This window comes from Bacillus sp. ISL-35 (assembly GCF_018613355.1).
Lineage (GTDB): Bacteria > Bacillota > Bacilli > Bacillales > Cytobacillaceae > Mesobacillus.
The window spans coordinates 325,064-344,708 of the sequence record NZ_JAGGQK010000006.1 but is presented as its reverse complement, the minus strand read 5'-3'; the positions used below and the strand labels follow the sequence as shown (position 1 = coordinate 344,708).

The window sequence follows — 19,645 nt, the reverse complement described above, 5'->3', positions numbered from 1 at the left end:
AACAGATATTCTCGTTTGAGTTAGAGTGTACTTTAACAATTTATTTTATGGTAGAATTATATTGTTCATTGGAAATAATTACAAACCAACAGTAAAGAAGGTGATATTAAAATGGATAAACGTGAGATGATTTTCGAAAACTTTAAAAACATACAAGACTTAATAAAATTTATTGATCAAAAAGCTGGTGCGTTACTCGTATTATATGGATTTCTTCTAACTGCTTTTATAGAATTTTCAAAAAAATTAAGCTTTGTAAATATAAATGAAATTAATGGCTTAAACGAGAAAATCCTTTCTTTCCTAACACTTATAACCGGTTTAGCGTTGGTATTATTTATTACCTACCAATTCTATATAATTATTGTTTTAATTTTAAAACCTCGAACTGCTAAACATTATCAGACTGGTGAATCTTCATTATTTTATTATTATCATATTTCTAAAATTGGAAAGGAACAATTAATTGATCAGTATAAGAGCATGGATGAGGATGCTTTAACAGTGGATCTTTTAGGACAAGTGTTTGAAGTGTCAAAAATTCTGGATAAGAAAACAGTTTATTTCGCTAAAACGACTAATCATTTGCTTCTAACAGGTATAATACTTTTGTTTTTTATTTTACTTTCTTATATTGTTTGAAAAGAGGTATAACAATGGGAAAAAAAGATAGCATTACGAAAAAAGTTAAGGAAATAATGGATACAAATTTCGTCGTAGAAGATGTCGACTATGTTCCAGATATAGATGATAAAAAGTTAACTTTCGGTAACAAAGGAGTTAAATTTGAAGCAACGGTTCTACATATAGACATGCGAGGTTCAACAGGAATATTAAACAATCATAATAAATCAACAGTTGCAAAAATTCACATGGCTTATTTCCATACAATTACCACCCTTGCTCATGCATTAGGAGGTTCTGTACGGAGTTTTAATGGGGACAGTATGTTAGTCTACTTTCCAGGAACTTCAAAAAATACATTAAGTAGTGCTGTTCAAGCAGCAATGCAAATGAAGTATATGATATCCCATGAAGAAAGTGGCATTAATAAGCTGTTAAGTAAATATTCGGCAATAGATTTTGGAATCGGTTTAGACGATGGAAAAATATTATGTACTAAAATTGGTATTGGTGGAGACTTAAATAATAAAGGTCTTTTTTGGGCAGGTAATGCAGTGAATAAAGCTGTAAGACTAAGTGACTTGGCTAAAGCTCCTAATCATATTTGTATTTCTAGGTATGTATATCACAATCTAAATGACAATGTAAAATTTCACACCCGGAAAAATATTTTTGGAGTCGACGAAAAAATAAACATGTGGAATTCCGAGAGCTTCACTTACAATGGTAAACAGGAAACTTTTTATTTCACAAATTATAGGTGGAGTGTATTATAAAATTTTCTTGTTAGTTTATACATAACTAAAATAAACCTCATTAAAAAACTTACTCTGAGCCTAAACCCGTAATTGATTTAGGCTTTTTTAAGTAATCATAAAAATTATTGTTATACTTATTAGTTTCCCCGATTTCGAGAAAAATTGTAACCTGATTTTTAATTCGAATTTAACCAACCAGGCCTATTAAATAAAGAAAATAGCTTAACAAATAATAATACGACTTTTACAGATGAAAAATCATTGGTTTTTTGTTAATAGTTCTTTTCCTTTAGAAGGTAAGTTTAGACTACAAGTGCATTCTTTATAAAATTTTTTACCAATGTCCACCTATTAATAATTCGTGGAAAAGTAATAACCTAAAGGTCAGTTTTTAATTCATTGCTACCATTCCCTCCTTTATCGGAATGCTTATGTTAATTATGTTGGAACTTTCTCTTCATTTTAATTATATGTAGGTATATTCTCTTCAATAAAAAAGTGAAGAGAATATACCTACATAACAAAAAGAATCTTGTTTTCTAAGCGTTTTCCTTATATTCAAATGTAGGACGATTCTCTTCAACGTACATCTCACCCTTCTTAAAGTAATCAGGATAAAATAATCCATGCTGACATTTTATCCTGATTATACTGCTCACTATTCCTCAACTTTATGTGCTATAAGTTCACTTTTATCATTCACACTCGTATATTGAGATCTTCCCAGATAAAGCGGAATCGATAATTTCTTGAGATTCGGCAAACCATTTTCAAGAAACTGATCTTGATCTTTGTAAAATTCTACGATATTGGCAACAAACAAGTCATGGTCACCATAGCTATTCCGGTCAATGATTTCACATTCGTATGCTATGTATGCGTCACTCAGGATAGGTGAGTTTGTTGATAAGCCCTGTTCAAATAGGATATTCGCTTTCTCGAATTTGTCGATTTCGGATCCTGAATATACACCCACTTGCTGAATGATTGCTGCGTTTTCAAATGGGACAAAGTTAATTGCGAATGTACCTGCCTCTTTAACTAATTGATATGTATGACGTTCACGGCCGATTGCTACGCCATAAATTGGCGGGTCATAGGAAATATAGGTGTGCCAGCCGGCTGCCATAATATTCTTTTCGCCTTCATGACTAACCGTTACAAGGGCCACCATTCCTGGATAACTATGCATCACGGTTTGATTGACTCTTTGGATCATTATTTAATTCCTCTCTGTATATGATTTTAGAGATTCCAATGTCAGATTTATTCATATTATAACAAAAAACTGAAATTTCGTATTGCGAAGTAAATTCGAAATCTTTAAAATAAAACAGAGTGACTATACCACCACAGAATTAAGGGAGACTTCTTATGAACCGCAAAGTATTTCTTTATGTAAAAGCATTTTCCGATCTCGGTACTTTTATGGATTTAATTGCAATCAATGTTTTAATGTATATTGCGACCGGAAGTCCTGGCTGGCTTGCTGCGACAATGGCGTTCCGTACCTTGGGCGGAGTCTTATCAAGCTTATTTTCCGGTGTCCTCGCAGACCGTTTTGACCGCAGGAAAATCATGATTTGGACCGATATTTTTCGCGCAGTCATCATCCTTAGCTTAATTCCCTTTCCTAATCCAGTGATGATCCTGATTGTATGCTTCCTGATCGGTTTGACAAGCAGTTTTTTTGCTGTAAGCTACAGTGCTGAAATTCCGCAAATATTTGGCCAGGATAAGGTCCTCGAAACTAATGCGCTGATTTCAAGATTGACATCGATTAGTCTCGTTTTTGGGTTCATTGGTGCTGGGGTGATTACTGATTTTCTTGGATACCAGGTTACCTTGATCATCGACGCAGCCACCTACTTGTTATCAGCAGCCGTTCTGATCAAAATCAAATGGCAAACAACTGCAGCTGTCGGAACAAATCTTATAACGTCTGGAGTGAAAGAAAAAGTATCCCAGATTGGCAAAGACTTAAAAGAAGTATATTCTTTCATTCTGTCTGTGCCGATGTTGTTATACATAAACATCATTTTTCTCGTCGGGTCATTCGCCGGTGCCTCACATAACCTGGGAATTCCTTTGTTGGCTGACGCTATCGATACGAGCAAACAAAGCTTGATATACGGATTGATCTGGGGCGTCTGGGGAATAGGCTCTGTATTGGCCACCCTTCTCTTGCCAAGGATGAATTTTATCAATGGAAAGCACTTGTATCGTACCTATTTTGTTTCAGCCATCCTGATGTCAGCTGGTTTTATAACGTTTCTCTCGAATATAAATATTTGGATTGTCTTATTGTTTGCTTTCTTTACGGGAATCTTTGATGCATGCTTCACCACCCTGCATGCTACCATTCTTCAGAAAACGGATAATTATATTAGAGGCAGAATATTTGGAGTTGGCATGCTATTAAAGTCACTGGGATTTGCGCTGGGATTTGTGGTTGCACCTATCCTGCTAGAGGCTCTTTCATTGGCAAAAATGGTCTGGATTTTCCATGGAACATTGATTACCTCTAGTATTATTGTGATCCTCGTTTCAAATGCCAACACAAGAAAGTATAAAGAAGTAAAACAAAGCTTATGATCCATCACAAAGAACTCCCTTTTACTCTGAGGGAGTTCTTTTCGTTTATGCTTTAGTTGTTTTACTACCCATGAAAATAAGGGTGAAATCTTCGATAAAAGCCGGTATGTCTGCCTCCATGCCGATCCAATCCAGTTCCTCTTCCGGTTCAGGCTCTGGTTTCGGTCTGAAGTCTGCCATGCTTTTCCCTTTCGCGCGGCCGAACAATTCGACGGTTACCCTTCTTGGCAGATATTTGACCAGGTTTCTATTCACGAGAGCGCTTAAAGTGATCACATCATGCAACGGCGCTCCCTGGATGCCAGGTACATTTTCTTTGTATGCTTCAAAGTAATAATCATATACAGGTTTGATCAGATCTTTGAAAGGAGACTGGCTGTTCTCTGCAAGGTAGTCGATTACAGCTGGCGGGATAATGGCTTTATTGGTAATGTTCAGCGGATGAAGAAAAACATTTCTTGCCTTTTCCAGGACCTGATTGGCTGCAATCGGATCTGCATAAAAATTCGCTTCAGCTTCTGCTGTGACATTTCCGGGAACGAGGAATGCTCCTCCCATGATATAAAAGGCGTTAACAGTTTTGAAGGCATCCTCTCCATACAGGATAAATGGGATGGCCAGTTCCGTTTGCCTTCCGACACCGACAATCACTAGATTATCTGGGTACTCATTCACAAGATCGAGGATCTTATCAATATCAAATACCTCTACCTCTCCAAAATCCTCTGGCGGCCTGATTGGCCCAAGACCTTCAGGGCCGTGGATTTCTGGATAAAAGGTTGCCAGTTCACCGGATAAGGGGCCTGATGCGCCAGCGATGATCGGTATTTCCTCTCTCCCTCCCAGCTGCAATAAATAGGCTGTATTATTAATTGCCTGTTCTTTTGTGATGTTTCCATAACCGGTTACGACACCTACAACATTCAGCTGCGGATGCAGCAAGGCATACATCAGGGCCAGAGAATCATCCACCCCGGAATCCGTGAACAAAAGGATATTGTACATGGCTCCCCTCCCTCTTTTTCATTGACATTGTTTTATTATATTCTAACCCTTCAGTGTTTCATTCTCTTTTTGAATTAGGCTTGAATTTCGTTAGAAAATGGAGCTTTGTTCTTTATTGAGAAGGTATGCTGATTGTACTGTTTTTACTTGCTTCTCTTGCCTATTGAGAAGCAAAATCGTACAATCCATCTCGTGTGATTTTTTTGAGAGGGGAAAAAATAGATTGAGATTTTACGAAAATGAAAAGTGGAGCATTTATAACGGACTTGCTTCCACCGCAGCTACCAATATGGTCAACGGGTATATTCCTTTATTCGCCATTAGTGTTCTCGGAGCCACAAACCAGCAGATCGGGCTGATTGTCTCCCTTCCTTCAATTATAGGAATGCTTGCATTGATTCCAGGGGCCATTTGGCTGAATCGTGTACAAAGTAAAAAGAACTTTGCGGTCATTTCAACATTCGTTACCCGCCTGCTATTCAGCTTGATTCTTTTCGTTCCATTTCTCGGGACTCCGTTTGCAGCATGGGCGCTGGTGATCCTGATCGCTCTGCTTAACTTCCCAGGTGCTTTATCAGGTTTGTCGTGGCAGTCCATGATCGGTGATCTGGTACCCGAAAAGCGAAGAGGAGAATTTTTCAGCTCACGAAATAGATACAATACGATTGCCGCTATGGCTGTAACTTTTAGTACAGGAGTGTTTCTGCAACAGTTTGATAAAGGTCATGCTTTTCCATACCAGGTATTGTTTATTGCTGCCTTTCTGTTTGCGGCAGCAGAGGTATATTTTCTTATAAAACACAAGGAGCCTGAAAGAAGAAAAAATGAAGAGATTGTAGAAGAAAAAAGAAAGAAGTTTTCACTTCATCTCTTTAAACATAAACCTTTTTTAGCATTCGTTATATCCGCGTTACTATTCAATTTTACTGCACAGATGGCATGGTCACTATTCAGTATCTATCAAATTAAAGAGGCAAACGCGACTGCTTTATGGTTAAGCCTATTTTCTGTCACGAATCAGCTTGCACAAATTATCAGTATAAAATGGTGGGCGAATGCAGCAGACCGGCGGGGAAACAGCTTTGTATTATTCATCGCCGCAGCAGGTATGGCAACAGCTCCTGCTTTAACCATACTTTCAAGTAATCTTGTTTACCTAACTTTAATCAATCTGTGGATTGGCTTGTTTGTATCTGGAACAAACCTGCTATTATTCAACCAGCTCCTTAAGGCATCACCAGAAAAAGGCCGGACGAACTATATTGCCAATTATAACTTCCTGCTTTCAATCGTCGGATTCATTGCTCCGCAAATGGGTGTCATGCTTCTTAATGGCATGGGCATGGCTACAGCTATGAATCTAATTTCGCTATTCAGGATGGCTGCAGCGTTCTCTTTCTTGTTTGTTGCTTTGAAACTGGAACGTAGAGTTATAGCAGAAACTATTTAACTGTATTTCTTTGAAAAAGCAGAAACAGAGGATTGATTTGGTTCTGCTTTTTCTTTCTATAAAGTTAAAATCTATCGCTGATTCTGGCAAAAAATTGTCTGACGTCCTTCCTGTTCATTTTCCTCGAAATAGAGAACTCTCCAGTCACCGAATTCTTTCAGCAATTCATTCGATTCCAGTTTGTATCGATTCGAAACATTCTGGTTTCCTGAAGCTCCATTTTGAAAAAAGGTTTCCATGAACAAATATCCATCTGCTTTGATTACTTCCTTCATCAGTGGAAACAATGAACGATCTAAATAGTAAGTCAGCACCGCCAATTCATATTTCCGGCCTGTTAAAACCGGTGTTTCTTTTGTAAGATCAGCATTTTTAACGGTAATATTCAGCTTTTTACCTGCTGCCTGCTCTTGAACATAGTCAACAGCCACATCCGAAATATCAATTGCTGTCACTTCATAACCGATCTCTGCAAGATAATAGCTATTGCCGCCAAGGCCACACGCAATGTCGAGTGCTTCCCCACCGTTCAAATAGCCTGACTGCATCAGTAACCTAGTATTTGGTTCTGGTTGTATCTTTTTAGTCAATCGATCCTTGTATTTTAAATTCCATTTTTCTTGAGAATCCAATCATATCCCTTCCTTCTTAAACTGGAGTTATCACGAATATACCATAATAAAACAGTTCTCTTATATGGTTTTATTTTTAAAATATACAGAAAACACATTGGTAAATAAGTCGTTTTGAGGCATATTTTAAATATAACTAAATATTTATAATTATCAGTTATTTTAGTAAGCGCTTTCATTTTATATCTTTTTAGGAGGAGATGAAATGTCACTAACTCGCAAAATCCTTTATGGTATGGGGCTTGGTATCATTGTTGGCCTTATTTTTAACCTGGCCATGCCAGGAGCCTTTGACACCGTCAACAGTTATGTATTTGTGCCTCTCGGAAAGATATTTGTCAATTTGATTAAGATGCTTGTTGTCCCGATTGTCATTGTCTCACTGATACTGGGGACAGCGGGAATCAGTGATCCGAAAAAGCTTGGCAGAATCGGCGGCAAAACCATTGCTTTCTTTTTAATCACAACCGGTATTGCATTGGTTTTGGCGATTGGAATGGCTCTTCTTGTTCAACCTGGCTCAGGCAGCTTCCAATTGGATGGCGCAAACTTTGAAGCAGCCGAAGCGCCGCCGGTGATTGAAACTTTGTTAAATATTATTCCAGCCAATCCTCTAGGTGCCATGGTCGAGGGCTCTATGCTTCAGGTAATTGCGTTCTCGATTATCATTGGTTTTGGCATAGCTAGAATCGGCGAAAAAGCTGCCGGGTTAATCAGGCTGGTTGAACAGGCAAACGATGTGATGATGTATTTGGTTCAGGCAGTCATGAAATTTGCCCCTTATGGAGCTTTTGGTTTGATTGCGACAGCAATTGGCAGCCAGGGATTAGAGGCAATAGCCGCGATGGGTAAATACATGTTTGTCGTACTGTTTGTACTGTTGCTTCATATGGTCATCGTTTATGGATCGGCTGTATCTATGCTTGGAAAATTGAATCCTGTGAAATTCTTTAAAGAGTTCTCCCCTGCTATGATTGTTGCCTTCAGTACTTCAAGCAGTGCGGCAACCCTGCCGATCTCAATGAAAACCTTGCAAAATAACCTCAAAGTTTCTAAGAGTGTCAGTGGGTTCGTACAGCCGCTAGGTGCGACTATCAATATGGATGGTACGGCAATCATGCAAGGTGTTGCTACGATCTTTATAGCACAGGTCTATGGTGCAGAATTAGGATTAGGCCAGCTATTGACAGTTATCTTGACTGCAACGCTTGCAAGCATCGGCACAGCTGGTGTCCCTGGAGTAGGATTGATCATGTTGTCTATGGTATTAACATCAGTAGGTTTGCCAGTTGAAGCAATCGCATTAGTTCTTGGGGTTGACCGCCTTCTTGATATGTGCAGGACAGCAGTGAATATTACTGGAGATGCTGCCTGTGCTGTGTATGTTGCCCGCTCTGAAGGAGAGACATTTGGAGAGGTTGAAATGGAGGAGAATGTAACAGCATAATTGCAAACTGTACTGAAACAGCTGCTCGATTGATTTCGGGCAGCTGTTTTTATTTTGAAACTCTTATAACTTTGGTTGCTCCCTCATAGTTCATGTCTGTCACAATAATCATCAACTAACTTCTCGATCTTATCTGGTTCAGGTTTTTCACCCTCAAAAGAAAATTTAATCTCCTCGATAAACTCCCCTTTATGGTAAACATGAATAGCTCCATCCTGACTGATCACACTATATTCAGGTTCAAATACATAGCCACTGCGCTCTATTGCACCCATCTTAATATCCCTCCTGCTTCGTTTCCTTCTTTGTATTCCCCATTGTCTAGTGATAATACCTCTTATTTATCCTTCACCATCTTAGGGGTACTCAATTCTTTTACATTCCTGATTAAAGGGTAGATTATATAGATGTGGACTTATACGTCTGTAATGCCATCAATTAAGAACTGATGCTTTTGCCAGGCGATGATTAAGCTAACACTATTTCTAATTTTTCAAGGAGGTAACTTGATGAAAGTACTTGTCGTAGGTGCAAATGGGCAGATTGGCAAACAGCTAGTCGGGCTTCTTAAAGAAAGTAAAGAACATGAAGTTAGAGCAATGCTTAGAAAACCTGAACAGACGAAGGAGTTTGAACAAAAAGGCGTGGAAACAGCAATCGCCAGTCTGGAAGGTACTGTGGAGGATATCGCTTCTGCAGCAAAAGGCTGCGATGCGGTTGTGTTCGCGGCTGGTTCAGGTGGACATACAGGTTTGGATAAAACTCTCCTGGTCGATCTGGATGGTGCCGTTAAGACAGTTGAAGCTGCAGAACAGGCCGGAGTCGACAGGTTTATCATGGTCAGTGCCCTGCAAGCACACAAACGGGAAAATTGGTCTGAAGCCATTAAACCTTATTACGTTGCAAAGCATTATGCAGACCGTGCATTACTGCAGAGCAACTTGAATTATACTATCATCAGGCCGGGCGGATTACTGAATGAAGCAGGAACCGGCAAAATAAAGGTTGCTGACAATCTGGAAAGAGGCACAATCCCAAGAAATGATGTAGCAAGAACGATCCTGGCATGCTTGAATGAAGAACACACATTCAGGAAATCCTTCGATTTAATTTCCGGTGATAAAGATGTGGCAGAAGCGCTAAAAACTCTATAAAAGGAAAAGAAAAAGAGTTTACCAGCCTGGTAAACTCTTTTTTTGCGGACTATATCCTCTTCTACTTACATTTTCATTTCTACATTTTGTTTCCTGCTCCGATGGCTGTTTAATTTAAAAATCAGTTACTTTCAATCACCTGAAACGTCATACTCGGCAGCTGGATCTCATTTTCTATGAAAATTGCTGCAATCATATGGCGTAATTTACTTTCAATTTTTTCTTTGATTTCAAAATTCGCAACCGGGATTTCAATCAGAAATTCCAGGGCCTTGCTTTGGAAGTCAATAAAACGGATATCAGGTTCTGGCTGATCCAGTATTCCCTTCTCCCTCTCCTTGATTTTCTTTACGGCCTCCTCGAGGAGAGTCTGCACTTGATGGGTATCTGTCCCATAAGCCACACTGATCTGAACCTGGGCCATCATCCGGGCACTCGTCCGGTTTTTGATGATTTGTTCGATAAAATACTGATTAGGAACGATCAATGTCCCTTCTTTGGCCGTGCGGATCACCGTGGACCTTAAGCGTATTTTTTCGACACGACCTACTTTATCATTGATTTGAATGATTTCTCCAACTTCAATCGGCCTTTCAAATAATATAATGATCCCGGATACAAAGTTGCCTGCAACATTTCTCATCCCAAATCCAATACCTATGCCAAGCACACCAAATACAGCACCAATGGCAGTCAGATTGATGCCTACACTTGTAAGGCTTATAGCAAGTGCTGCAAACATCACGATATAATAGATGATTTGATTAAATGTATAGCCTAGGCCCCTGTCCACTCCATAATAGTCATAAACGGATGAAAGGATATACTTATTGAATAGCTTAACCAGTCTGTGCGCAAGCGACACGATGAGGAAGGCTATGACGATCAGCAAGATAGTTACATCTACTTCACCGTTAGTGTATATGGTATAAAAAAGCCATTCAGTTTTAGGTATTGTCAGCAATAACAAAATGATGATGCCATAAAAAGTGATCCAGTCTGCCATAGAATCGATGATCGGCAATGCTTTTTGAAAAAAACGCGATTTTTTTGCCGCAGAGAACTGGGCCGCCTTTTTGATGCCCCAATTGAATACGATGATGATCACCAGAATAACAGCAAGTCTGATGATTTCCTCACGCGAGATGTCCCTGATAAAAGTGTCGATCATGAATACCACCTGTCATTTCAATATATCTGTCTATTCCTGAAAATCAAGTGGATTAAACGTACAGGGTTTAAAGTATTGGCCCTCAGGTACTTGCGCATTCATCCAAAAAGACTGCCTCCTCTTTTTGAATCGGCAGCCTTAACTTCTGGAATTTTAATCAGCAAGATTTAAAGCAATATCAGCAGTATCCAGATCCACTCTGATTTGTTCACTGAGGTCGTTTGGATGATAAAATCCAGTTTCAATCAAATAGTTGGTGATGTTTTCATGGTTTTCTACAGCGGACCTTAACTGTTCACGGAAAGCATCTCTTAATTCGGGGGTGGCCGTTTCTGTGATCGCAAAAGATAGGTTGCGTATTGCTGATTTAATTGAAATCAAATAATCTGCTGCGATTACCTGGTCCGTCATCCCTGCCATTCCAGCCAGATTATGCAAAATGTTTGTCATACCCGATTCTCCTCCCTCCTGGTCAAAAGCTCCTTCATGCGATCAATGTGCGCAGTCGATGCAGTCACTTCATTTGTCAGGATTTCTTTCAGTCTCACATCTTTCACAAGTAAGCCCATTGTGGTGGCTTTGGTCAAGGAGACCGTTTTGAATGTCAATACCTCAAGCAATTCGAGAGTTTCGTGTATACCCAGATATTTGGTCATTGGTATCTCTCCTAATAATAACGTTTCTCTTTATATTTCCTTTAAAAATAAAGCATTATTCCACCCTGCTGTATAAACGGCTGCCCTTATTGGAAAATTAACTATGTTCATTCTGGAGGTGATTTTTATGGAAAAAGATACACTTGCATTCCACGAAACAATGGAAGCCCATGAAATATTGAATTATAAAACGATTAGTGTCCTAAAATCCAAATTAATGCAGGGTCTTTGTTTTGATAATGACTTGAAGGCTCTCATGGAAAAAGATGTGCAACAATCGATTGCTGCAATTGATGAATTAAAGGTCTTTTATGAAGGCGCAAGAACAAAACCAATGACGAAAGAAGGTGACCAATAATGGAAATGGATTATCTAGATCCGCAGGGTGCAGAGCACATGCCCGAGATGGCAGATGCATCCTTTGCGCTTGATTTTCTTCTATGGATAAAAACGGGGATACATACTTACGGTATTGCTTTGACAGAAGCAGCCAATGGAGACTTGCGTGAGGCTTTATATAAACAGATGGAACAGGCCATTGACCTCCATGCCGAACTTTCGGATTTAATGATGGAAAAGGGCTGGCTTTATCCTCATGATGTTGGGAAACAAGTTGAATTGGATTTGAAGTCTGCAGACATGGCAGTGAGTATTGGAAAGATGGAGCTATTCCCAATTGACACGGACCGGCTTGGAATGTTCGCGACACCAAATAAATAAAGGAGGCAAGATGATATGAAAGCCGTTACGTATCAAGGCAGCAAGAATGTAGAAGTCAAAAATGTAAAAGACCCTCAAATAAAGAATTCGGACGACATTATCATAAAAGTAACTGCTTCGGCAATTTGCGGCTCCGATTTGCACCTGCTTCATCAGATGATCCCCAACCTTCCTACTGACTATGTGATTGGCCATGAGCCAATGGGTGTAGTCGAGGAAGTGGGACCTGGAGTGGAAAAACTAAAGAAAGGTGACAGGGTAATCATTCCTTTCAACGTCAGCTGCGGTGAATGCTGGTATTGTAAGAATGACATCACTTCACAGTGTGATAATTCAAATCCTCATGGGGAAATGGGCGGATTTTTTGGCTACTCAGAAACAACTGGTGGCTATGCAGGCGGCCAGGCTGAATACATGCGTGTTCCATACGGTAATTTCACACCTTTTAAAATACCTGAAAACTGTGAAGTCGAGGATGAAAAACTGGTCCTGCTGGCAGATGCGGCTTCAACAGCTTTGTGGAGCGTCGATCACGCAGGAGTCAAATCCGGCGATACAGTTGTGATTCTAGGCTGCGGTCCAGTTGGCTTGCTGGCACAAAAGTTTGCATGGTACAAAGGGGCAAAGCGTGTCATTGCTGTCGATCATTTGAACTATCGCCTGGAACATGCGAAAAAGACCAATAAAGTGGAAACAGTCAATATAGAGGAACATCAGAATACCGGCGAATATTTGAAAGAAATCACCAAGGGCGGTGCTGACATCGTAATTGATTGCACCGGCATGAGCGGAAAAATGTCACCCCTTGAATACCTGGCTACAGGCTTGAAGCTGCATGGAGGTGCGATGGGCGGCCTGGTGATCGCTTCACAAGCTGTGCGCAAGGCTGGTACGATTCAAATTACTGGTGTATATGGAGGCAGGTACAATGCATTTCCCTTGGGCGATATTTTCCAGCGGAATGTTGATTTGAAAATGGGACAGGCCCCAGTCATCCCATATATGTCTTTTCTTTATGACATTGTTTCTAATCGAAAGATGGATTTAAGTGATGTCATTACACATGTACTCCCACTGGATCAGGCAAAACATGGCTATCAAATTTTCGACACCAGGACAGATGGCTGCATCAAAGTCGTCCTTAAACCTTAGCACATTAAAAAACGTCTCCACTAAGGGGACGTTTTTGTGTTTATTTAAATAGCGGTATCAAAGCGGATGTCTGATTTATAAAAATAAAGGCATCATATCTTTGAGCGATTCGGGATGGCACGTAGTTGCCTAAGTGTTCCAGATCGGGATCATAGACAACTCCAATCGCACGATGCCCGACTACATTGCTAAATGCCTCTTCATTTTTCTTGTTGAATAATATATATTTATCGAATTCACCTGCCTGATGTAATGCATCCTCCCAGCTGCCAGCCTCAGCAAGTGGCACATCCATCACCTCGACTGTTCCTCCCCATTGATCAGAGGCAATCACTGTGCCATGATGAGTCCCGAAGCCTATGGCATAAACCTGTTCCCCATATTTCTCGCGCAGAATTTGCCCAACGTTAACCATCCCTTCCTCCGCCATATCTGTTGCCCGTGCATCTCCAATATGTGTGTTATGCTCCCAGATGATGGCTTTTGCATCTTCCCCATGGGCATCCATCACTTTTTCCAATGCGGTGACCATATGGGTATCACGAATATTCCAATCCTCTGCTCCGCCTCTGGCCATGGCCCTGTAATAACGCTCGGCATCTAGCATGACAAGGCTGTTGACTTCAAGGTTTAAGTCTCCTTCTTGCTCCTTTGGATAATGCTTGCGTTTCTTCTGGAGGTCAATAAGTACTTTGATGACCTCTTCAGTACAATCTTCTCCATAATAAGCTGATGAAATTGCATAGTTTTCCCCGCGTCGTTCAAATGGTTCAAAGCAGGAAAAGGCCTGCTTTGCCGATTCGACATCAGCCGGAGAAATATTTTCAAGCTGCCTGATAATCTCTTCCATGGATTCCCACAAACTATAGACATCAAGGCCATAAAAGCCTGTTTTACTTTTTGCTGTTTCGTTGTAGGTTTTTAACCACTTCACAAGCTCAAGGATCTCTTCATTCGCCCACATCCAGGATGGCCAGCGGTCAAAATCTTTTAAAGCTGTATAAGCGTCTGCTTTGCTGTACCCTTTTATATATTGATTTACGGTGAAACATGAAGGCCAGTCACCTTCCACTGCAATGAACGAAAAGCCGTAGTCTTTTATTAACCTTTTGCTGAGTTCAGCCCTCATCGTATAAAACTCGGAAGTTCCGTGAGAAGCTTCCCCCAGCAGAACATATCTTTTGTTTGCCGCAGCGTTTACAATCGTGTCCAGGTCATCATATGCATCAATTCTTACTGCGTGTTCTTCAATAGATTGAACAAGCATTTTGTTTTTGTCCATGCAGAACCTCCACTTCTTTGGGTAATCTACTTCTGGCTAAAGACCATTATCATCACCTTTATAATTTACCCGTAGTTTCTCCAAGAAATCAGAATCAATAAATTTAGAGGGATTTTCATTCGGAGATAGAAATATATTAGTAACTATTTTTGGGAGGTTTAAGATGGAGTTTAAAAATTATGAAGAGTTCTGGCCATTCTATTTATCACAACACAGTAAAGCCTCAACAAGAAGTTGGCACTTTGTCGGGACAAGTTTCGTTTTTGTATTTGTCTTAGCGGCACTTTTTACAATGAATTTGTGGCTGATTTTGCTGGCACCTTTAACCGCCTACTCTTTCGCGTGGTTCAGCCATTTCTTTATTGAAGGCAACAAGCCGGCTACATTTGGTCATCCTGTCTGGTCTCTGCGTGCTGATTTTCGCATGTACCGGTTAATTTTATTTGGTAAACTGGCTGAGGAACTTGATAAATATAAAATGGCAGGATGATTTTACACAAAAACAACCCATTCCATTAACGGAATGGGTTGTTTGTATTAAGCCAAATCAACGTTATGATAGACCTGCTGGACATCCTCTAAATCTTCCAAAGCATCTACAAGCTTCTCGAATTGGTCTTGTGATTCCGGATCAAGGGCGACTTCATTTTGTGGAAGCATCGTCAATTCGGCAACCGTAAAATCTGTAATACCGGCATTTCTGAAGGCTTCCTGGATAGCGTGGAATTGTTCAGGTTCACCATAGATAATGACTGAATCTTCTTCCTCAAGGATATCACGTGCATCGACATCAGCTTCCATCAAAATTTCCAGTGCTTCATCGGCTGATTTTCCTTCAAAACCGATTACTGCTGTTTTATCGAACATGTAGGAAACGGATCCGGCTACTCCCATGTTGCCGCCGTTCTTGCCAAAGGCAGCGCGCACGTTCGAAGCCGTACGGTTTACGTTGTTTGTAAGTGCGTCAACAATGATCATTGAACCGCTAGGGCCAAAGCCTTCGTAACGAAGCTCAGCATAGCTTTCCTCTCCTCCGCCCTTGGCTTTATCAATAGCGCGGTCAATAATGACTCTTGGTACATTATATGTTTTCGCTCTCTCAAGGACGAATTTCAGAGCCTGGTTTGATTCCGGATTTGGCTCCCCCTGCCTGGCTGCAACATAAATTTCCAATGCGAATTTAGAATAAACCCTGCTGGTATTCGCATCCTTGGACGCTTTCTTTTCTTTGATGTTGTTCCATTTACGACCCATATATCCCACTCTCTTTCAAGTTATATCAGTTAACTGCAAGCTAAAGATACTAGAATAAAAGCCATGCAGCATTTCACAAATAATATTATACCTTAAAAAGGCAATTTGTTAATAGAAAACAATCCTCTGCTGCCTGGAGGGATTTTAGAAAATATACTCATGAATGATTTCGAAAGTGCAGTTCATCCTGAATTATTGAGACCAGTACACTATGAACCACTGGATTTCGTGAGAACAATCTCTATAAAAAGGCAATCATTGTAATAATTCTTCTGCAATTAATTTATAGGAATTGAGACGGTCCTGTGGTGAATATGTAATGGTTATGATCATGATTTCATCTGTTTTCGTTTGGTTCTGTAATTCGAGCAGCCTTTCCTTTACATCAGCAGGATCTCCGATGATCATCTTTTCCCGCATCATTCTTAGCTCTTCCTTTTCGCTGGATGAGAGATTGAACTCTTTTGCTTCAGCAATGGATGGCACTCCACTTAGTCCCTCCCCATTTTTCCTCTGCATACTCCAGCACAGTGAACTTAAAGCAATCTCTTCCGCTTGTTCGGTCGTCTCAGCACATATCACCGAAACAGCTAAGAGTGTTTTGGGTGCTTGAATGCTCCCTGGCTGAAAAGAATCTTTATAGAGATTGAAAATTTCCATAGCATCCTTGTCGCTCATAAACATCCCAAATGCGTAGGCCATGCCATGCTCCGCAGCCAGCAGCGCACTTTTCTTGCTCGTCCCCAAAAGCCACGGTTCGGGAGGGATTTCTGGAAGGGGCGCAGCCTTGATTTTAGCTGATTCGCTTCCAGCAGGGTGATCATTATGGATAAAATGAAGTAAATCCTTCAATGTTTCAGGCATTTTCCATACACTCTTGAGGAAATGGTCAGATAACGCATTTGTTACTTCTGCTGAGCCGCCTGGTGCACGGCCAATCCCAATATCCATCCGGTCCGGGAATAGGGTTGCCATCATGTTGTATATTTCCGCCACCTTATACGGTTTATAATGAGGCAGCAGAACAGCGCCGGAACCAATCCGGATCCTGTTTGTCCTAGCACCTATATAAGGGAGCATTACTTCGGGTGCCGGACAGGCCAACCCTGGCAAATCATGATGCTCAGCAATCCAGTAGCGTGTATATCCATATGTCTCTGCTGCCTGTGCAAGCAGGACGGATTGCTCCAATGCTTCTCTGGCTGTCTGGTTACTTGAGACCGGTGCCTGGTCAAGAATGCTTAATTTCATGGTTTAGTTTTTCACCTCGATCAATGCTAATTTGAATTGACCCACCTGCCCACTTTCATACAGGTTTGTAACCGAAGTAGAGTATTGCACAACTTTTCCTCGAAAGGGTGGGTAACCTGAAATAGTTACATCAAATTCACCCTTATACAATAAGGTAGTCACATCATGGTAGCTTTCACTCGTCACCGGAAATTCAACTGAGACTAAAAGCGGTCCACGCTCACGGGAATATTCAAATTTAATGATCTCGATAGGATAGCCATCTAAGACGATTTCTTTAACCAATACCAACACTCCCTGCTATTCATCCATTTTGGTGTTTAGAAAAAATGAAGCCTGACCTAAATGGACAGGCTGATAGGCATTTACAGTTTGGCAAGGAATTCGTTCATTGCCCTCAACAGATCCTTGGGCTGTTCATACATGCTCATATGTCCGCTGTTTTTGATAATGTATTTGTGGATATTTGGTTTATCAACCGTAAATGTTTTCTCTGGTGGGACGATTTGGTCGAGTTCACCAGCGACCAGGAGCACCGGAAGCTCAGTCTCTTGGAGCACATAATTCCGGTCCAGCCTGTTTTTCATAGCAGACATTGCACTGACAAGTCCCTTCACAGAAGTCTTAAGACCGATTTTGACCGTATCTGTAATTTCATCCATATTCAACTCGAGGTTTTCAGGAGAAAAGAGCTTTTTGGAAAGTCCCTCGATAAATGTACCCGGACCCTCCTCCTGTATCTTCCCGGAATTCGTGTCCCTGCCTTTTTTAGCTTCGTCAGTGTCCGCGTTTGCCGTGGAATGGACCAGTGAAAACCCGTTTAAATATTGAGGATAAAGCTCGGCAAATGCCAGAGTAATATAGCCGCCCAGTGAATGGCCAAACATAGTCACATTCTCAATCCCTAATTGATCAAGAAAGTCTTTTATGAAGCGTGCCATATCCTCAATTGAATAACCTTCCTTCCCCATGCCGGTTCCACCATGTCCAGGGAGATCCAGGGCAATCACTCTGTTCTCTTTGGCCAGATCAGGAAGGATTTTATCCCAATATTCTTTCCCGCCGGCAAAACCATGTATAAGGACGATCGGTTTTCCATTGCCTTCATCATAAAAACTGATTTCTGTGTCTGCTTCCTTTATTTTTTGTGTATTCATCCCATTCGCTCCAATCTTTTATACTAATTAGTTTATTCCCTGAAACACATTTACTAATCTATAGGTTTGATATTTATGTATTTAGCCTGATATTACCACAGCTCTATTGACACTTTCTCTGTTACAATTTTGGAGTTGACTAAACTTAGGAGGATTCCTATATGAGAAAACGTATCCTGCCCATATTAATTATCTTGCTAACCTTCACAGGGGGCTTTTTAACAGGCGCATTGTTTGCCAATAAACCACATAACGATGAGGCAGGCTCCAGTACGCCTGCCTCATTATCTGCAAAATCATCTCCTTTGAAGAAAGTACCTGAGAAAAGACAGGACTCAAAGGTATTGATTGGATATGTCCAGGACTTCCGTAATCCAGCTGAAATTGATTACCAAAGCCTGACCCATGTTATATTTTCGTTTGCGCACCCAACTGCTGATGGCATGATTTTATTAAATGGAGACCAGGCAATCAAAAATCTGAGGGCAATCGTGGACAATGCCAGGAAGCACGATACAAAAGTCATCCTGGCAATCGGCGGCTGGTACCATATTAATGGCGGAGAATCATATGATTATTTTAAGGCGGCCATCTCGAATTCTGCTTCAAGAAAAAAACTAGTCCACGAGCTTGTTAGTATTGCAGAAAGGGAGAATCTCGATGGGATTGACATCGATTTCGAGCATCCCAGGTCAGCAGATGATGCCCAATATCTGGCTGAGTTTTCTAAAGAATTGAGTGAACAGCTGCAACCAATGGGCAAAGAACTATCAATCGCTGTAAATGCCAAGGTGCACAGCGTAACAGGGACTGAAATTCACTCTGTTGTTTTTGAGCCTGAGATGTTTAAATACTTTGACCATGTCAATTTGATGGCATACGATGGTCAGTGGGATGGAGAGTACAACGCAGCGAATCTATCACCGTTTTCCTATTCCGCAAATATAGTAAACTATTGGACATCTTTATTTGATTCACACGGATTTTCGAGAGAAAAACTTGTCCTTGGTGTCCCTCTTTATGCACAGCCTGAGGACCCTTCGGCAAAGCAAATCTCGTATGAATCCCTTCTTGGTCATGCCCTTGAGAATGCGGGCAAGGATCGGGTCAATATCAATGGAACCACATACCATTATAATGGCCATTCTACTTTGAAAAAGAAAACAGAACTTGCGCTTTCTGAGCAGATAGGCGGTATGATGCTCTGGGAAGCGGGACTTGACGCCCCGGGAAATCAGAGTGCCGCCAAACTGATTGCTAATGCATTAAAAGAGAACCAAGACGCTCGTTATTATACAAGTAAGTGAAAAAAGCCTTTAACGGGCTTTTTTTGCTTT

General features: G+C 40.7%; 23 protein-coding genes. 11 read left to right on the top strand and 12 right to left on the bottom strand.

Annotated elements, in window-relative coordinates:
- Nucleotides 1–111 precede the first annotated feature (111 nt).
- Nucleotides 112–642 (top strand): Pycsar system effector family protein, encoded by a 531-nt coding sequence (locus tag J7E38_RS11105; protein WP_214705816.1) that lies wholly within the window; start codon nucleotides 112–114, stop codon nucleotides 640–642.
- 14 nt (nucleotides 643–656) lie between these two features.
- On the top strand, nucleotides 657–1,400 hold the full coding sequence (locus tag J7E38_RS11100) for an adenylate/guanylate cyclase domain-containing protein (RefSeq protein ID WP_192472081.1): 744 nt from the start codon (nucleotides 657–659) through the stop codon (nucleotides 1,398–1,400).
- Between the two features lie 640 nt (nucleotides 1,401–2,040).
- On the opposite strand, the gene J7E38_RS11095 is transcribed toward J7E38_RS11100, so the two are convergent.
- Nucleotides 2,041–2,601 (bottom strand): flavin reductase family protein, encoded by a 561-nt coding sequence (locus J7E38_RS11095; RefSeq protein WP_214705815.1) that lies wholly within the window; start codon nucleotides 2,599–2,601, stop codon nucleotides 2,041–2,043.
- 155 nt (nucleotides 2,602–2,756) lie between these two features.
- Here J7E38_RS11095 and J7E38_RS11090 point away from each other — a divergent pair, with 155 nt between their 5' ends.
- Entirely contained in the window at nucleotides 2,757–3,977 is a 1,221-nt protein-coding gene (locus J7E38_RS11090) for an MFS transporter (protein ID WP_214705814.1), read from the top strand.
- 45 nt (nucleotides 3,978–4,022) lie between these two features.
- On the opposite strand, the gene J7E38_RS11085 is transcribed toward J7E38_RS11090, so the two are convergent.
- Nucleotides 4,023–4,982, bottom strand: a complete 960-nt coding sequence (locus J7E38_RS11085; protein ID WP_214705813.1) for a nucleoside hydrolase — start codon at nucleotides 4,980–4,982, stop codon at nucleotides 4,023–4,025.
- 223 nt (nucleotides 4,983–5,205) lie between these two features.
- Between J7E38_RS11085 and J7E38_RS11080 the strand changes: the two genes are divergently transcribed.
- Nucleotides 5,206–6,432: an MFS transporter gene (locus tag J7E38_RS11080; protein ID WP_214705812.1), complete on the top strand. Its 1,227-nt coding sequence runs from the start codon at nucleotides 5,206–5,208 to the stop codon at nucleotides 6,430–6,432.
- 71 nt (nucleotides 6,433–6,503) lie between these two features.
- Here the strand turns inward: J7E38_RS11080 and J7E38_RS11075 are convergent, their stop codons facing one another.
- On the bottom strand, nucleotides 6,504–7,064 hold the full coding sequence (locus J7E38_RS11075; protein ID WP_214705811.1) for a class I SAM-dependent methyltransferase: 561 nt from the start codon (nucleotides 7,062–7,064) through the stop codon (nucleotides 6,504–6,506).
- Between the two features lie 205 nt (nucleotides 7,065–7,269).
- Between J7E38_RS11075 and J7E38_RS11070 the strand changes: the two genes are divergently transcribed.
- A complete protein-coding gene (locus tag J7E38_RS11070; protein WP_214705810.1) occupies nucleotides 7,270–8,511 on the top strand; it encodes a dicarboxylate/amino acid:cation symporter in 1,242 nt (413 codons plus the stop codon).
- An 83-nt stretch (nucleotides 8,512–8,594) separates the two neighbouring features.
- Here the strand turns inward: J7E38_RS11070 and J7E38_RS11065 are convergent, their stop codons facing one another.
- Nucleotides 8,595–8,786, bottom strand: a complete 192-nt coding sequence (locus J7E38_RS11065) for a YbxH family protein (protein ID WP_214705809.1) — start codon at nucleotides 8,784–8,786, stop codon at nucleotides 8,595–8,597.
- A 234-nt stretch (nucleotides 8,787–9,020) separates the two neighbouring features.
- Between J7E38_RS11065 and J7E38_RS11060 the strand changes: the two genes are divergently transcribed.
- Nucleotides 9,021–9,665: an SDR family oxidoreductase gene (locus J7E38_RS11060; RefSeq protein WP_214705808.1), complete on the top strand. Its 645-nt coding sequence runs from the start codon at nucleotides 9,021–9,023 to the stop codon at nucleotides 9,663–9,665.
- 121 nt (nucleotides 9,666–9,786) lie between these two features.
- On the opposite strand, the gene J7E38_RS11055 is transcribed toward J7E38_RS11060, so the two are convergent.
- The 3 genes from J7E38_RS11055 to J7E38_RS11045 all read right to left on the bottom strand — a co-directional run bounded on the left by J7E38_RS11055 (nucleotide 9,787) and on the right by J7E38_RS11045 (nucleotide 11,492).
- Nucleotides 9,787–10,836: a mechanosensitive ion channel family protein gene (locus tag J7E38_RS11055; protein WP_214705807.1), complete on the bottom strand. Its 1,050-nt coding sequence runs from the start codon at nucleotides 10,834–10,836 to the stop codon at nucleotides 9,787–9,789.
- Nucleotides 10,837–10,989: 153 nt separating this feature from the next.
- Nucleotides 10,990–11,286: a spore coat protein gene (locus J7E38_RS11050; RefSeq protein WP_214705806.1), complete on the bottom strand. Its 297-nt coding sequence runs from the start codon at nucleotides 11,284–11,286 to the stop codon at nucleotides 10,990–10,992.
- The gene (locus tag J7E38_RS11045) at nucleotides 11,283–11,492 is read right to left on the bottom strand and encodes a hypothetical protein (protein WP_214705805.1); all 210 of its coding nucleotides are present in this window, start codon (nucleotides 11,490–11,492) and stop codon (nucleotides 11,283–11,285) included. Before J7E38_RS11045 ends, J7E38_RS11050 begins: the two co-directional genes overlap by 4 nt.
- A gap of 127 nt (nucleotides 11,493–11,619) precedes the next feature.
- Here J7E38_RS11045 and J7E38_RS11040 point away from each other — a divergent pair, with 127 nt between their 5' ends.
- From J7E38_RS11040 to J7E38_RS11030, 3 genes are read left to right on the top strand one after another with little or no spacing between them, the layout of a single operon-like run.
- On the top strand, nucleotides 11,620–11,850 hold the full coding sequence (locus tag J7E38_RS11040; protein WP_214705804.1) for a hypothetical protein: 231 nt from the start codon (nucleotides 11,620–11,622) through the stop codon (nucleotides 11,848–11,850).
- Nucleotides 11,850–12,212 carry a spore coat protein gene (locus tag J7E38_RS11035; protein WP_214705803.1) on the top strand — a complete coding sequence of 121 codons (363 nt, stop codon included), beginning with the start codon at nucleotides 11,850–11,852 and terminating at the stop codon, nucleotides 12,210–12,212. The genes J7E38_RS11040 and J7E38_RS11035 overlap by 1 nt, the downstream gene beginning before the upstream one ends.
- A 15-nt stretch (nucleotides 12,213–12,227) precedes the next feature.
- Nucleotides 12,228–13,364, top strand: a complete 1,137-nt coding sequence (locus J7E38_RS11030; RefSeq protein WP_214705802.1) for a zinc-dependent alcohol dehydrogenase — start codon at nucleotides 12,228–12,230, stop codon at nucleotides 13,362–13,364.
- Between the two features lie 40 nt (nucleotides 13,365–13,404).
- Here the strand turns inward: J7E38_RS11030 and J7E38_RS11025 are convergent, their stop codons facing one another.
- The gene (locus J7E38_RS11025; RefSeq protein ID WP_214705801.1) at nucleotides 13,405–14,646 is read right to left on the bottom strand and encodes an erythromycin esterase family protein; all 1,242 of its coding nucleotides are present in this window, start codon (nucleotides 14,644–14,646) and stop codon (nucleotides 13,405–13,407) included.
- Between the two features lie 163 nt (nucleotides 14,647–14,809).
- On the opposite strand from J7E38_RS11025, the gene J7E38_RS11020 reads away from it, so the two are divergent.
- Nucleotides 14,810–15,136 (top strand): Mpo1-like protein, encoded by a 327-nt coding sequence (locus J7E38_RS11020; RefSeq protein ID WP_214705800.1) that lies wholly within the window; start codon nucleotides 14,810–14,812, stop codon nucleotides 15,134–15,136.
- Nucleotides 15,137–15,183: 47 nt separating this feature from the next.
- On the opposite strand, the gene J7E38_RS11015 is transcribed toward J7E38_RS11020, so the two are convergent.
- The 4 genes from J7E38_RS11015 to J7E38_RS11000 form a co-directional block, all read right to left on the bottom strand.
- A complete protein-coding gene (locus J7E38_RS11015) occupies nucleotides 15,184–15,900 on the bottom strand; it encodes a YebC/PmpR family DNA-binding transcriptional regulator (RefSeq protein WP_214705799.1) in 717 nt (238 codons plus the stop codon).
- A 255-nt stretch (nucleotides 15,901–16,155) separates the two neighbouring features.
- A complete protein-coding gene (locus tag J7E38_RS11010) occupies nucleotides 16,156–17,151 on the bottom strand; it encodes an LLM class flavin-dependent oxidoreductase (RefSeq protein WP_214705798.1) in 996 nt (331 codons plus the stop codon).
- A gap of 3 nt (nucleotides 17,152–17,154) precedes the next feature.
- On the bottom strand, nucleotides 17,155–17,445 hold the full coding sequence (locus tag J7E38_RS11005) for a DUF3219 family protein (RefSeq protein ID WP_353049948.1): 291 nt from the start codon (nucleotides 17,443–17,445) through the stop codon (nucleotides 17,155–17,157).
- Nucleotides 17,446–17,516: 71 nt separating this feature from the next.
- The gene (locus tag J7E38_RS11000; RefSeq protein ID WP_214705796.1) at nucleotides 17,517–18,308 is read right to left on the bottom strand and encodes an alpha/beta fold hydrolase; all 792 of its coding nucleotides are present in this window, start codon (nucleotides 18,306–18,308) and stop codon (nucleotides 17,517–17,519) included.
- Nucleotides 18,309–18,469: 161 nt separating this feature from the next.
- On the opposite strand from J7E38_RS11000, the gene J7E38_RS10995 reads away from it, so the two are divergent.
- Nucleotides 18,470–19,615 carry a glycoside hydrolase family 18 protein gene (locus J7E38_RS10995; protein ID WP_214705795.1) on the top strand — a complete coding sequence of 382 codons (1,146 nt, stop codon included), beginning with the start codon at nucleotides 18,470–18,472 and terminating at the stop codon, nucleotides 19,613–19,615.
- Nucleotides 19,616–19,645 lie beyond the last annotated feature (30 nt).

Bases quoted from the DNA above. Each gene is read 5' to 3' on its own strand.
- J7E38_RS11105 (WP_214705816.1), top strand. From the start codon at position 112: ATGGATAAACGTGAGATGATTTTCGAAAACTTTAAAAACATACAAGAC.
- J7E38_RS11100 (WP_192472081.1), top strand. From the start codon at position 657: ATGGGAAAAAAAGATAGCATTACGAAAAAAGTTAAGGAAATAATGGAT.
- J7E38_RS11095 (WP_214705815.1), bottom strand. From the start codon at position 2,601: ATGATCCAAAGAGTCAATCAAACCGTGATGCATAGTTATCCAGGAATG.
- J7E38_RS11090 (WP_214705814.1), top strand. From the start codon at position 2,757: ATGAACCGCAAAGTATTTCTTTATGTAAAAGCATTTTCCGATCTCGGT.
- J7E38_RS11085 (WP_214705813.1), bottom strand. From the start codon at position 4,982: ATGTACAATATCCTTTTGTTCACGGATTCCGGGGTGGATGATTCTCTG.
- J7E38_RS11070 (WP_214705810.1), top strand. From the start codon at position 7,270: ATGTCACTAACTCGCAAAATCCTTTATGGTATGGGGCTTGGTATCATT.
- J7E38_RS11065 (WP_214705809.1), bottom strand. From the start codon at position 8,786: ATGGGTGCAATAGAGCGCAGTGGCTATGTATTTGAACCTGAATATAGT.
- J7E38_RS11060 (WP_214705808.1), top strand. From the start codon at position 9,021: ATGAAAGTACTTGTCGTAGGTGCAAATGGGCAGATTGGCAAACAGCTA.
- J7E38_RS11055 (WP_214705807.1), bottom strand. From the start codon at position 10,836: ATGATCGACACTTTTATCAGGGACATCTCGCGTGAGGAAATCATCAGA.
- J7E38_RS11050 (WP_214705806.1), bottom strand. From the start codon at position 11,286: ATGACAAACATTTTGCATAATCTGGCTGGAATGGCAGGGATGACGGAC.
- J7E38_RS11045 (WP_214705805.1), bottom strand. From the start codon at position 11,492: ATGACCAAATATCTGGGTATACACGAAACTCTCGAATTGCTTGAGGTA.
- J7E38_RS11040 (WP_214705804.1), top strand. From the start codon at position 11,620: ATGGAAAAAGATACACTTGCATTCCACGAAACAATGGAAGCCCATGAA.
- J7E38_RS11035 (WP_214705803.1), top strand. From the start codon at position 11,850: ATGGAAATGGATTATCTAGATCCGCAGGGTGCAGAGCACATGCCCGAG.
- J7E38_RS11030 (WP_214705802.1), top strand. From the start codon at position 12,228: ATGAAAGCCGTTACGTATCAAGGCAGCAAGAATGTAGAAGTCAAAAAT.
- J7E38_RS11025 (WP_214705801.1), bottom strand. From the start codon at position 14,646: ATGGACAAAAACAAAATGCTTGTTCAATCTATTGAAGAACACGCAGTA.
- J7E38_RS11020 (WP_214705800.1), top strand. From the start codon at position 14,810: ATGGAGTTTAAAAATTATGAAGAGTTCTGGCCATTCTATTTATCACAA.
- J7E38_RS11015 (WP_214705799.1), bottom strand. From the start codon at position 15,900: ATGGGTCGTAAATGGAACAACATCAAAGAAAAGAAAGCGTCCAAGGAT.
- J7E38_RS11010 (WP_214705798.1), bottom strand. From the start codon at position 17,151: ATGAAATTAAGCATTCTTGACCAGGCACCGGTCTCAAGTAACCAGACA.
- J7E38_RS11000 (WP_214705796.1), bottom strand. From the start codon at position 18,308: ATGAATACACAAAAAATAAAGGAAGCAGACACAGAAATCAGTTTTTAT.
- J7E38_RS10995 (WP_214705795.1), top strand. From the start codon at position 18,470: ATGAGAAAACGTATCCTGCCCATATTAATTATCTTGCTAACCTTCACA.